14 protein-coding genes are annotated in these 13316 nt (G+C 31.5%); 10 read left to right on the top strand and 4 right to left on the bottom strand.

From position 1 onward, the window contains the following. Window positions 1–62 precede the first annotated feature (62 nt). On the bottom strand, window positions 63–710 hold the full coding sequence (gene lexA / locus COC46_RS20565; RefSeq protein ID WP_098811760.1) for a transcriptional repressor LexA: 648 nt from the start codon (window positions 708–710) through the stop codon (window positions 63–65). 140 nt (window positions 711–850) lie between these two features. Here lexA and COC46_RS20570 point away from each other — a divergent pair, with 140 nt between their 5' ends. The 7 genes from COC46_RS20570 (at window position 851) to COC46_RS20600 (ending at window position 8975) form a co-directional block, all read left to right on the top strand. Next, the gene (locus COC46_RS20570) at window positions 851–1507 is read left to right on the top strand and encodes a YneB family resolvase-like protein (protein ID WP_098811761.1); all 657 of its coding nucleotides are present in this window, start codon (window positions 851–853) and stop codon (window positions 1505–1507) included. A 98-nt stretch (window positions 1508–1605) separates the two neighbouring features. Next, on the top strand, window positions 1606–1845 hold the full coding sequence (locus COC46_RS20575) for a DUF896 domain-containing protein (protein ID WP_098811762.1): 240 nt from the start codon (window positions 1606–1608) through the stop codon (window positions 1843–1845). A 188-nt stretch (window positions 1846–2033) separates the two neighbouring features. After that, on the top strand, window positions 2034–4037 hold the full coding sequence (gene tkt / locus COC46_RS20580) for a transketolase (protein WP_098811763.1): 2004 nt from the start codon (window positions 2034–2036) through the stop codon (window positions 4035–4037). 194 nt (window positions 4038–4231) lie between these two features. Then, window positions 4232–4669 (top strand): sporulation inhibitor of replication protein SirA, encoded by a 438-nt coding sequence (gene sirA / locus COC46_RS20585; RefSeq protein WP_098811764.1) that lies wholly within the window; start codon window positions 4232–4234, stop codon window positions 4667–4669. An 85-nt stretch (window positions 4670–4754) separates the two neighbouring features. Further along, window positions 4755–4967 (top strand): YneF family protein, encoded by a 213-nt coding sequence (locus COC46_RS20590; RefSeq protein WP_056476721.1) that lies wholly within the window; start codon window positions 4755–4757, stop codon window positions 4965–4967. 471 nt (window positions 4968–5438) lie between these two features. Beyond that, window positions 5439–7190 (top strand): ABC transporter transmembrane domain-containing protein, encoded by a 1752-nt coding sequence (locus tag COC46_RS20595; RefSeq protein ID WP_098811765.1) that lies wholly within the window; start codon window positions 5439–5441, stop codon window positions 7188–7190. After that, window positions 7191–8975 (top strand): ABC transporter ATP-binding protein, encoded by a 1785-nt coding sequence (locus tag COC46_RS20600; RefSeq protein WP_098811766.1) that lies wholly within the window; start codon window positions 7191–7193, stop codon window positions 8973–8975. A gap of 57 nt (window positions 8976–9032) precedes the next feature. On the opposite strand, the gene COC46_RS20605 is transcribed toward COC46_RS20600, so the two are convergent. Together COC46_RS20605 and COC46_RS20610 are read right to left on the bottom strand one after the other, a co-directional pair. Next, window positions 9033–9338: an AzlD domain-containing protein gene (locus COC46_RS20605; RefSeq protein WP_098811767.1), complete on the bottom strand. Its 306-nt coding sequence runs from the start codon at window positions 9336–9338 to the stop codon at window positions 9033–9035. Then, window positions 9335–10075, bottom strand: coding sequence for an AzlC family ABC transporter permease (locus tag COC46_RS20610; RefSeq protein WP_098811768.1), 741 nt, complete (start codon window positions 10073–10075; stop codon window positions 9335–9337). The genes COC46_RS20605 and COC46_RS20610 overlap by 4 nt, the downstream gene beginning before the upstream one ends. Before the next feature lie 626 nt (window positions 10076–10701). On the opposite strand from COC46_RS20610, the gene COC46_RS20615 reads away from it, so the two are divergent. Beyond that, window positions 10702–11409 (top strand): cytochrome c biogenesis CcdA family protein, encoded by a 708-nt coding sequence (locus COC46_RS20615; protein WP_098811769.1) that lies wholly within the window; start codon window positions 10702–10704, stop codon window positions 11407–11409. Between the two features lie 261 nt (window positions 11410–11670). Beyond that, window positions 11671–12162: a CcdC family protein gene (locus COC46_RS20620; RefSeq protein ID WP_098811770.1), complete on the top strand. Its 492-nt coding sequence runs from the start codon at window positions 11671–11673 to the stop codon at window positions 12160–12162. Window positions 12163–12190: 28 nt separating this feature from the next. Here COC46_RS20620 and COC46_RS20625 read toward each other — a convergent pair whose 3' ends face one another. Next, window positions 12191–12622, bottom strand: a complete 432-nt coding sequence (locus COC46_RS20625; RefSeq protein ID WP_098811771.1) for a DUF2621 family protein — start codon at window positions 12620–12622, stop codon at window positions 12191–12193. Between the two features lie 186 nt (window positions 12623–12808). Here COC46_RS20625 and COC46_RS20630 point away from each other — a divergent pair, with 186 nt between their 5' ends. Next, complete coding sequence (locus COC46_RS20630; protein WP_098811772.1) at window positions 12809–13279, top strand: hypothetical protein; 471 nt, start codon at window positions 12809–12811, stop codon at window positions 13277–13279. The last annotated feature ends 37 nt before the right edge of the window (window positions 13280–13316 follow it).

A 13316-nucleotide genomic window follows, 5' to 3' on the forward strand; every position in this document is an offset into this window, starting at 1 on the left:
AATATTAACAGAGCCTAAAAATAAAAAGCAATCACATAAAAATGTCATTGCTTTTAAAAGTATTAATGATATGTACGATAAACTCCAATTACTTTTCCTAAAATTGATACTTGTTTTAATAAAATAGGAAACAGGGCATCATTTTCAGGTTGAAGTCTAAAATGGTCACTTTCTTTATAAAAGCGCTTTACAGTAGCTTCACTATCTTCAGTCATTGCAACGACAATTTCTCCATTTTCAGCAGTAAATTGTTTTTTAACGATTACTAGATCACCATTCAAAATACCTGCATTGATCATACTATCACCTTCTACACGTAACATGAAAACTTGCTCGTTAGATGGAGCGACAGATGTAGGTAAAGGGAAATATTCTTCTACGTTTTCAACTGCAGTAATAGGAATACCTGCTGTTACCTTACCGATTACAGGAATGTTAATAATATCGTTATAGATTTCACTGTATGATGCTTGTGCTTCGTTTACTACTGCAGCTGTTTCGCCAAGAATCTCGATCGCACGTGGTTTTGTAGGGTCTCTTCGAATATATCCTTTTTGTTCAAGTCTCTCTAAATGACCATGAACAGTTGAGCTTGAAGCTAATCCAACAGCCTCAGCAATTTCTCGAACTGAAGGTGGATAACCTTTAATTTTTACTTCATCTTTAATATAAGCTAATATTTCTGCTTGCCTTTTAGATAGTTTGTTCATCCTAATTTCCCCCTTGCCCATAAGGTAGATAATACGTTCCTCTTTATTTTTTTCATTATATCATGATAGGATATGATATACAAACGTTAGTTCTATTTTTTATTAAAGTAGTTTTCGTGTTCGTATGGAGGGGTCAGTTGATGAATGCAATAATCTACGCGAGAGTAAGTACAGCAAAGGATTCACAAGAAACATCATTACATAGACAATTAAGTGAACTAACCGAACTAGGTGAGCGGATGGGAATGTGTATTCTAGAAACAATAAGCGAACAGGCCAGTGGGTATGAAGTAGAAAGAGAAGGGCTATTCGAACTTTTTCAAATCATAAAAGAACACCAAGTGGATGCTTTGCTCATACAAGATGAGACACGTTTAGGAAGAGGGCATGCAAGAATAGCATTATTACATTATTTAAAGAAAGAAGGAATAAGATTATTTACTTCTTCTCAAAATGGTCAATTTCAATTAAGTGAAAGTGATGAGATGGTTCTAGAAATTTTAAGTATTGTAGAGGAATATCAACGGAAAATTCATAATATGAAAATAAAAAGAGGTATGAAAAAGGCGGTGGAAAATGGATATAAACCACAAAAGAACCTAGAAGGTAGTGTAAATGCAGGTGGTAGAGATAAGTTAGACTTACCAATTTTAGAAATTGTAAGATTACGTCAAAACGACCTAACATTTGAAGAAATTGCAGCTACATTAAAAGGGTTTGGATATAACGTTTCAAAAGCGACTGTCAATAGAAGATATAATGAATATATGAAAGAAATCTCCAATATTGAAAGCTAAAGCAATTTATTGTAAGATGAGATACATTGAAAAGATTTTTGCTACTTTGTCTATAGATATAAAAGAATAGATAAGTTTAAATAAAGGAGAGGCTAAAATTGGTTACTAAAAAAACTTTAGATAGAATAAATGAATTATCAAAAAAGTCAAAAGAAGTAGGATTAAGTCCTGAAGAGAAAATTGAACAAGATCAATTACGAAAAGAATATTTAGCAGATTTCCGTTCTCGTATGGTCGATGAATTAACTTCACTAAAAATTGTCGATGAAAAAGGAAATGACATAACACCTGCAAAGTTAAAATATGAAAAAGCAATGCGTAAAAGAAACTTACACTAAAATAAAGTTAACATTTTAAAATTTCATATTTAAGTAAATGATAACAAAGAAAAGCAGAGGGAAATTCTGCTTTTTTCTATTTCCTGGAAAGAATTTGTTAAATATGTCAAAACTAAGTGTTAGTTATTGTAATAAATCATGGTAAATTATATGATAATATACGTGAATAACCTAAAGGAGCGAAATTTATGTCTACTAATATTGAACAATTAGCAATTAATACGATTCGTACTTTATCAATTGATGCAATCGAGAAATCAAACTCTGGTCACCCAGGAATGCCAATGGGTGCTGCCCCAATGGCATATGCATTGTTTGCAAAATTTATGAATCATAATCCAAAGAATTCAAAATGGTTTAACAGAGACCGATTTGTGTTATCAGCAGGTCATGGTTCAATGTTACTGTATAGCATGCTACATTTATCAGGTTACGAAGTATCAATTGAAGATATTAAGAACTTCCGTCAATGGGGAAGTAACACGCCAGGACATCCTGAATTTGGACATACACATGGTGTTGAAGCAACAACTGGTCCATTAGGTCAAGGTATTGCAATGGCTGTTGGGATGGCATTAGCAGAGCGCCATTTAGCAGATACATATAATAAAGAAGATTTTAATGTGGTTGACCACTTTACATACTCAATTTGTGGTGACGGAGATTTAATGGAAGGTGTTTCTGCTGAGGCAGCTTCATTAGCGGGACACTTACAATTAGGTCGATTAGTAGTTCTATACGATTCTAACGATATTTCATTAGATGGTGAATTAAATCGTTCATTCTCTGAAAGTGTAGAAGATCGCTACAAAGCATATGGATGGCAAGTCATTCGAGTTGAAGATGGGAATAACTTAGATGAAATTTCTGCAGCGATTCAAAAAGCACAAGAAGAATTAAAGAAACCAACTTTAATTGAAGTTAAAACAACAATTGGTTACGGTTCACCGAACAAATCTGGTAAATCGAAATCACATGGTGAACCATTAGGGAAAGAAGAAACTATTTTAACGAAACAAGCTTATGCTTGGGGTTATGAAAATGCATTCCACGTACCAGAAGAAGTGTATGAACACTTTAATAAAGTAATTGTTGAAGCTGGTGCAAAGAAAGAAGCAGAATGGCAGTCAACTTTTGCAAAATACGAAGAAAAATATCCTGAATTAGCAACTCAATTAAAAAATGCGATTGAAGGCAATATAACTGTAGATTTAGAAACAGCATTACCAAAATATGAAGTAGGTAAAAAAATTGCAACTCGTTCATCTTCAGGTGAAGCAATTAACGCAATTGCAAATGTATTACCAAGCTTCTTTGGTGGATCTGCTGACTTAGCAGGATCAAATAAAACTTATATGAATGGTAAAGGTGACTTTACAAGAGAAAGCTATAATGGACGCAATATTTGGTTTGGTGTACGTGAATTTGCGATGGGTGCTGCATTAAATGGTATGGCACTCCATGGTGGAGTACATGCGTTTGGTGCTACATTCTTCGTATTCTCTGATTACTTAAAACCAGCAATTCGTTTAGCTGCTCTTATGAATTTACCAGTTACTTATGTATTTACACATGATAGTATCGCAGTTGGTGAAGATGGACCTACTCATGAGCCAGTTGAGCAATTAGCAGCATTTAGATCATTGCCAAATATTAATGTAATTCGTCCTGCAGATGGAAATGAAAGCTCTGCAGCCTGGAAAGTAGCAGTTGAAGCTAAAGACGCACCAACAATGCTAGTACTATCTCGTCAAGATTTACCAATCCTAGAAGGTACTACAACTGATATTTATAATAAAGTTTCAAAAGGTGCTTATGTTGTATCACCTGCGAAAGAAGGTAAAATTGATGTAGTTTTAATTGCAGCTGGGAGTGAAGTACAATTAGCAGTTGGGGCACAAGAAAAATTAGCTGCAGAAGGAATTTCTGCTTCAGTTGTTTCAATGCCTTCAATGGACTTATTCGAAAAGCAAACTGAAGAATATAAACAATCAGTTTTACCAAAAGAAGTTACAAAACGTGTAGCAGTTGAAATGGGCTCTTCATTCGGATGGCATAAATATGTAGGATTTGAAGGAGAAGTAATTTCCATCGATACATTCGGTGCATCTGCTCCAGGAAACTTATTAATGGAGAAATTCGGATTTACTGTTGATCACGTAGTTTCAGCAGCGAAAAAAGTATTACAATAAAAATAAGAAAAAGATAGGAAATAGGGAAGGTTTTTTTATAACTTTCCCTATTCCTTAAACCTTTTTTTATTATCTTGCTATATTAAAGATTTTTCGACAAAACTAGTTGATTTTCACTCCTTTAAAATGACAAATATTTTGTAAAGAATTATATATAATCTTCCATACAGATAGTTGTTGGGAGTGGACAAGATATGAGGGAGTATAAAATTTTTTTAGTTCGAGAACCACTGTCTATAGAATTTTATGGTAAAGAGCATAAAATATATCAACTAGTATATGAGTATTATTATTCAACCATTGAGTTACGGAAAATAATCGAAAAACAATTAGAATATATTACAGAACCAATACCTTTATTTGAGCTACACACATTTATTCGCAAAATGAATCCAGATCAAATCTACTTATACGAAGAGACTGGAGAATATCTTCTAGAACTTGCTGATGGTGCTAAGGCTCAGCTTAAAATGTATCCTAACGAACTGATTATATATGCAGAAGGAACATTAGAGGCTGAAACAATCTTCTTCGAGTTGTTAAGAAAATTTCGTTCAACATTCATTGCGATTGATGTGAAGGATCAGCGATTTGGGTGGTTAAGACCGATTGCCTATCAAAAGTATATTTAACGATTAAATTGTAGAATGCTCTTGTATTAACTGGTTAGTTTTAGTAAAATTGTTTCTAGATGATTTTAAGGAGGAAACAAGAAATATGTGGGTATACTTTCTAGTCGGCATCCTAGCATTAATTGCTGGAGTTGCGATTGGATTTTTCATAGCTCGTCAATACACAATGAACTATTTAAAGAAAAATCCGCCAATTAATGAACAAATGTTAAAAGTAATGATGGCACAAATGGGTCAAAAACCTTCACAAAAGAAAATTAACCAAATGATGAAGGCTATGAACAACCAAACAAAATAATAAATCCTTTATTTAAAGGCTTTATCGAATGTATAGAACTAATTGTAAGACACAATATATATGAAAATCACTCAAATGTGAATCATTCATAAAGAATGTGAAATCATTTAATTCATACAATAATCAAAAATGAAACCACTTTCTATTGGCAAGATTGCCGATGGAAAGTGGTTTTTTAGTATACAGAAAAAACCCAGGTTTAATTATTTCTATTTTTTGTCCAAATAGATAGTCTTTTTGAGCATTCGGTAGTGGAAATCAACATCATCGGGCGTCATTTACGAAAATTTAGGTAATTAATTGACTGTCCTATCTATTGAAGAATTAGTATTGAAGGTGCCTGAATTGAACATCAACGTTAATTAAGCAGATTATTAAAAAATATTGAACCTTTTATGTTATAATGAACACTGTATTTTGAGTTTTCGAAATATTTTAATATTAGTTAATCAGCAATGCGGGGGTGAAGGAATGTCAGTTTTTAAAGATTTGTTTTGGTTTTTTAAACAAGAAAAAAGAAGTTATATATGGGGAATATCTCTTTTAGTAATCGTTGCAATTTTAGAGCTACTACCTCCGAAGGTTATAGGTTATGTAATTGATGAAATGGTTAAAAACTCACTTAATAGTAAAAACTTACTTTTTTGGGTAGGTTTAATTTTTATTAATGGGTTACTTCTTTATGCATTTCGTTATTGGTGGAGAAGATTAATATTTGGCTCTTCATTGAAATTAGCCAGACAGCTTAGAGATGATTTATATAATCATTTTTCAAAAATGTCTCCTTCTTTTTATCAGAAAAATAGAATTGGAGACTTAATGGCACATGCAACAAATGATGTGCAATCAGTACGTGAAACAGCTGGAGCAGGAATCTTAACTTTTGTTGATTCCATTATATTAGGGGGCTCTGTACTAATCATGATGGCAGTTTCAATTAGCTGGAAATTAACGCTAATTAGTCTATTGCCGCTACCAGTTATGGCTATTTTGACGCAGTATTATGGAAAATTATTACATCAACGCTTTCATCTAGCCCAAGAATCATTTTCTGAACTAAATAATAAGGTTCAAGAAAGTATGAGCGGTTTAAAAGTTATAAGAGGTTTAGGACAAACAAAGGAAGATGTAAGTGCTTTTAAAAATCAAGCAGATTTAGTAGTGAAATATAATATGAGAGTTGCTAGAATTGATGCACTTTTTGATCCAACAATCATGTTGGTCGTTTCGATTTGTTATATTATTGCAGTTGTTTATGGATCTAGATTAGTTATTTCTGATGATATAACTGTTGGACAATTAATTACGTTTGTTACTTATTTAGGAATTTTAATTTGGCCAATGCTAGCAATAGGTTGGTTATTCAATATTGTAGAAAGAGGCCGCGCTTCTTATGATCGAATTCGTTCTTTATTAAGTGTTGAACCAGAAATTAAAAATAAAGAAAAAGCATTGAAAAATCTTCCGATGGGTGAAATAACTTATTCAATTGATTCATTTAAGTTTAATGACGAATCCAACTTTGAATTTAGGGATATTTATTTTAATGTCCAAGAAGGCCAAACAATCGGAATAGTTGGTAAAACTGGTCAAGGGAAAACAACTCTTTTAAAACTACTATTGAGAGAATATGAAGTAGTAAATGGTAAGATCTCTGTAGGTGATTTGGACATAAAAGATACGACTTTATTATCTCTTAGATCACATATAGGTTATGTTCCTCAAGAACATTTCTTGTTTTCTTCATCAGTAAAAGAAAATATTGCATTTAGTCAAATTGATTCTTCAATTGAAACAGTGTATAAGGCAGCTGAGATTGCTAATATTCATGCTGATATTTTGGAATTCCCGTTAGGGTATGACACGATTGTTGGAGAAAGAGGAGTTTCCTTATCAGGTGGTCAAAAGCAAAGAATCTCAATAGCTAGATCATTAATTAAAAACCCAAATATTTTAATTTTAGATGACTGTTTATCTGCAGTGGATGCTAAGACAGAGGAAAAAATATTACGTTCATTAAAGGATGAAAGAAGCGGTAAAACAACATTCATTACTTCGCATCGAATGAGTGCTGTAATGCATAGTGATTTAATCATCGTTATAGACGAAGGAAAGATTATTCAGCGAGGTAAGCATGAAGATTTAGTTCAAATTGATGGTTGGTACAAAGAAATGTTTGAAAGACAACAACTAGAAGAGCTAGTTGAGCAAGGAGGGAGATAAATGAATCAGGAAATTGAGATCGATGCTAAAAGGCAGAAAAAAGATTTAATACGCCTTTTATCATTTCTAAAAAAATATAAAGTACTACTAACTTTTGCATTTATTTTCTTATTCCTGGCAACCGCATGTGAAATGTATGGTCCAATTCTAGTTAAGAGATTTTTAGATGATCATTTAATGAAAAGGTATTTTCCTAAAGATACAATCGTTATGTTGTTTTCTTTATATGTTGCAATAATGATTGGTAAAATCATTCTATCTTATTTACAACTTTTAATGTTTCAACAAATAGCTTTTAAAGTAGTTCAAGATATAAGAATGAAAGTTTATGAACATGTACATTCATTAGCTTTTTCATTTTTTGATAAAACGCCAATTGGAAGTATTGTATCTAGAATTACAAATGATACAGAAGCAATAAAAGATTTTTATGTCAGTGTACTAGCGACATTTATACAGCAAATTGTATTTCTAGTGGGAATCATTATTGCGATGTACGCATTAGATGTTAAATTAGCAACGATTTGTGTAGGGTTAGTTGTCATTGTTTATTTCATTATCCTAACGTATCGTAAAAAGAGCTTTCCATTTTTTATGGAAACAAGAGGTCAGTTAAGTAACTTAAATGCTAAATTAAACGAACACTTGCAAGGTATGTCAATTATTCAAGCATTTAATCAACAAAAAAGATTACAAAATGAATTTGAGGGAGTTAATAAATCCCATTATAATGCAGGAGTAAAAACAATACGATTAGATTCGCTGTTTTTAAGACCCGCAACAGATTTAATTTATACAATTGGAATTATGTTCGTTCTTAGCTTCTTTGGAGTTTCTTCATTTAGTAACCCAGTTGAAATCGGTACTGTATATGCATTTGTTAGTTATTTAGAAAGATTTTTTGAACCAATAACGCAAATGATGATGAAACTATCTTTATTACAACAGGCAGTAGTATCTTCTTCTAGGGTATTTGATTTAATAGATGAAGAGCAAAAAGCTCCTACTAAAGAAGGTACTGATTTACCAATGGTAAGTGAAGGAAGTATTGAATTTAAAAATGTTTCATTTGCTTATGACGGAGTTCACAATGTAATTCATGATATTTCATTTTCAGTTAAACCTGGCCAGTCTGTAGCCTTTGTTGGTCATACTGGAAGTGGTAAGTCTACTATCATGAATTTATTATTACGCTTTTACGATGTAAAAGACGGAGAAATTCGGATTGATGATCAAAATCTATCAACCTTTGAAGAAAGTGAATTACGATCTAACATTGGATTAGTTTTGCAGGATCCTTATTTATTTGTAGGTGATATAAAAGGTAATATCTCAATGTACAATAATAAAATAACTGAAAGAGATATTAAAGAAGCATCCGAATTAGTTAGAGCGAATGAATTTATTGAAAAATTACCTAATGGCTATGATGAAGTAGTTGTTGAAAGAGGTTCAACTCTATCAAGTGGTCAGCGTCAGTTAATCACATTTGCAAGAACGATCGCTGCTAAACCGACCATACTTATTTTGGATGAAGCAACAGCGAATATTGATAGCGAAACAGAAGAAGCAATTCAAGAAGCTCTAACAGAGATGAGAAAAGGTAGAACCACGGTAATCATCGCACATCGTTTATCAACAATTCAAGATGTTGACTGCATTTACGTACTGCATAAAGGTAAAATCGTAGAAGAAGGTAACCATCAGCAGCTCCTAGCAAAACAAGGACTGTACTATAATATGTATTTATTACAAAATAAAGGGTCGCTTTTGTTGGCCGAATAATTTGAAAAAGTCGCATTTAATTGCGACTTTTTTGTTGATATTAATGAGGAACATTAACTAAATAAAATAAAGTTTCATTATTAAAACCGCTCCGATTGCACCAAAAACTACGAAAATTATATGTAATCTAAGTAATGATAAGATGATCGCAACAACCCCACCTACGAGTCCAACACTCATATTTCCTTTTTGAACACTTAGTATACCTGGGAAAATTAATGCACCAAGTGCGGCATATGGAACACCTTTTAACCAAGAGGATACCCAATTTGGAAATTGAATCCGATCAACTATAAATACAGGAATAATACGTGGTATCATTGTCACTAAACACATACCTAATATAAGTAAAAATACAATCATCCTTTTTGATCTCCTTTCATTAATACAATAGCTAGTAAACTAGCAAGTATTGATGACAAAATTAAGGACCAACCTTGACTTAAAAAAGTTGAAAGGATGAAATTTAAAAGCATACTGACGAAAACGATGATACACGCTCTCCAATTCGATCGAATGGCTGGTGTTAATAATCCGATAAACATTGCGTATAAAGAGATCCCCATGCTCTCGCTAATAATTGTTGGAATTAGTTTTGAAAAAATAACTCCTAATATAGTGCCAGTTATCCAGGTACTATACGCAATTGTATGCAACGTAATTAAATAAGTAGACGAGTAATTAGATGAATTACTTTTTTTACCTAGCGTAGTCAGTGCAAAATTTTCATCTGTCAAAGTAATAGATAAATAGACTCTGTGCCAAAAAGGAAGAGTTTTAAATTGATGATTAAATGATAGACTCATAACGAAGTTTCTAAAATTTAAAATAAATGTAGCGATATAGATTTGGATGAGACTCAATCCTGCTAAGTACATAGATAAACCCATAAACTGACTCGCACCAGCATATACTAGCACACTAAATGAAAGAGTGTTTAGTACATCAATGTCAGCTTGCTTTGCGATTAATCCAAATGTAAATGCAACAGGCAAATATCCAATAATTAAAGGTACGGATGCTAAAAATCCTTCCTTCATTTCCTTACTACGATTCGCTTTTTGGTGTGTAATTTTTGATTGTTGCAAAACAGTTGACATATAAAGTTAGTAACTCCTTTCATTGATCATATCCTATAGTTAATTGGACAATAAAGTGTTCCACAACTAAGAAGAGCAGCGGTTTTAGGAAAAATAAATAAAGCATAATTAAAACTATACTTCGAGGTCCCATTATTCTGCTAAAAGTGTTCAATAAATAAAAGAGGATCAAAGATTATCATATGATTATACTACAAAACATTGAAAATTTTTATAATACTGAAAATATAATTTGATTTATAGATTGTTTAAATAGGCAAACTTGAAGTTGAAATTGAGGAAATTTTGAAAAGACTAGATGAATTATTCATGAAATTTATAAATAAAAGGTAATATTTTCCAATAATAAGCAATAAGGATTAATAACAATAAAATAGTAGGCCATATTTTTTTAAACATTTTACCACCTTAATAATCAATTAGTTTATTAAGAAGTGTGCCGAAATTTTAGTAAAAATATTCCATATTAATTAATATTCTATAATGATAGTCAATGAAAGCCACAAAAATCATTCCGTGCTTAAAATTTGGACGGACCTAGTGTGTTAACTACTTTTAATACTAAATAAAAAATAATTCTGTTATAATGTTAATTAGAATGTAAAGTTGAGAAGGGATGTAAGTTAATGGGGGATTTAAATATTGGTATTGCATTTGGAGCAGGTTTTCTGTCCTTTATTTCTCCATGTTGTTTACCGATTTATCCAGCGTTTTTATCGTATATTACAGGGGTATCTTTAAGTGATTTACAAAATGAAAAAAGAATACATAAGAGTAAAACTTTACTACATACTTTGTTCTTTTTGCTAGGTTTTTCAATAATTTTTATTGTTTTAGGATTTAGTACTTCCTTAATTGGTTCATTTTTTATGCGTTACCAAGATTTTATTCGTCAAGTTGGTGCAATCTTAATTGTATTTTTAGGATTAGTTGTGACGGGTATTTTCCAACCTAAATTTTTAATGAATGATCGTCGATTTCAATTTTCAAAGCGTCCTTCAGGCTTCCTTGGTTCTACATTAATTGGATTAGCATTTGCGGCAGGATGGACACCCTGTACCGGACCAATTTTAACATCAGTTTTTGCATTGGCTGTTAGTAATCCGGGTTCAAGTTTGTTTTATATGTTAGCGTATACACTTGGATTTTCTATTCCATTTTTTGTTTTATCATTTTATTTAGGGTCACTAAGTTGGATTAAAAAGTATTCACATAAAATAGTAGTTTTTGGTGGGTATATCATGATTATGATGGGAATCATGCTATATTTTGACTGGTTAACTAAAATAACAATTTATTTTACAAGATTTTATGGAGGATTTACTGGTTTTTAATCTTTAATAGGTATAATAGTGAAGTGTAAATAATCCCACAAAAGTTAATTCAAGTTAAAAAATGCAGGTTTTGAAGTTTTTGGATTTGCATCGATCGGGTAGAAGCAGTATTATATAATCAGTTTAAATTAAGACATCTGTTTTATGATATTTTTTAAAGATGGATTGGCAGTACTAAAGTATGGCTATAGATAATTCAATCGTATTCAATACGCTTGTGAAGTTTTAGTCTTCAAGATTGAGATAAAAGGTAGTGGAAAAATGAGTAAAAATGTGAGTATCATAATAAGCACGGTTATTGCAACTTGTATGGCTTTAGGTGTAATTGTCGTTAGACTAAAAGCTGCTAAAAAGCCTACAAACTTAAAGAAAATAATTTTACCACCATTTTTTATGAGTAGTGGGGCTTTAATGTATTTAGTACCGGAGTTTAGATTAACAGGGACTGAAGTTTTAGAAGCTGTTTGTATGGGGATGTTTTTTTCGCTATTTCTGATTAAAACGTCTAAATTCGAAATTGTAGATAATGAAATTTATTTAAAAAGATCAAAATCATTCGTATTTATTCTACTTGGTTTATTAGTTGTTCGAATCGTAATGAAGTTATATTTAAGCTCGTCAATCGATGTCGGTCAACTAAGTGGTATGTTCTTCTTATTAGCATTTTCAATGATTGTTCCTTGGCGCTTAGCGATGTACAAATCATATCAAAAAATGAGAAGACAGCTTCCTTCAAATACAATTATTACATGAAGAAACGTGTACCGAATAGGTACACGTTTTATTTTGCAAGTAAATGCTGATAATCTGTGAAATCGATTTCTTTTTTCTTTAGTGTTTTAACTAAAAATGCATGATCTCGTTTAGGAGTTGCTTTAATATATCCCTCAATTATTAAGCCTTGTGTAATTTGTGTAGCGTTAGTTAGTAGCGCTAATTCACCGATTTTACCTGCAATTTTATCTCGAGCAACATCTCTAAATAAAGAAGGGACAGGTTTTACTAATTCTTCAAGTAATTCCTTCTGTTCAGATGACCATAAATGTCTTGTTTGTTGTAAATATTCTTCTTGCCAATCTAAAATCGATTTCCCATCCTCTTTAGGTAATCGTTTCAAAAACTTTCTGAACATAAAGTATCCGCCGATTGACATCATTCCTAATAAGAAAATTGTCCATAAGACAATCATAATTTGTGAAAACAACGAAAACATATGTATCCTCCTTGTATTAGGTAACCCTTACACTATTATAGTAAGAAAATATGATAAGTATCAAGCAAGTACATATGTTTTTTGTCAAAAAATGACCATTTATTTTTAAGTACTAGTTTCATTTTAGGTATTTGAATCATATAGTAGAAAAAAAGAAGTAAAAAGTCGTAGAGGAGGCGAAAGAATGTGAAGCAAACTAAATTCTCTTCTCACTTTACTTTTCTAAGTGTTTTATTTTATATGGCAGCAAGTTCAATATTCCTAGTCATTCTGTACAAGTTGATATCAATGTTGATTGGCAGTGGAAATGATTTAAAGACTTATTTGCAAATCGCTGTAGTCATAATTGTTTTAAGCATTACAGCTTTCCGCCTAATAAGAAGCGATATTGTCTTAATTCAAGATGAAATTATTATTCATAAAGGCGTTCTAACCGTTAAACTAAAGATAAATGATATTACTGAAATAAAACAACTAGTTGAAGTTTATGGAAAAAATAAAGAATTAATTACTTTACTAATTCATATTAACGAGTCAGTTCAACCAATCATTTTAACGCTAGAAAATCCAAAGGCGTTTATAAAAGAACTATTAAATTTAAATTCCGACATTAAATTTGATGAAGAATTGATTATTTTAGTAAATAAAAATAACTAGTAAAATAAAGCCAAGTTTATGGTCTTATCCCTGTCAA

It is taken from the genome of Bacillus sp. AFS041924, from assembly GCF_002577195.1.
GTDB lineage: Bacteria > Bacillota > Bacilli > Bacillales > Bacillaceae_G > Gottfriedia.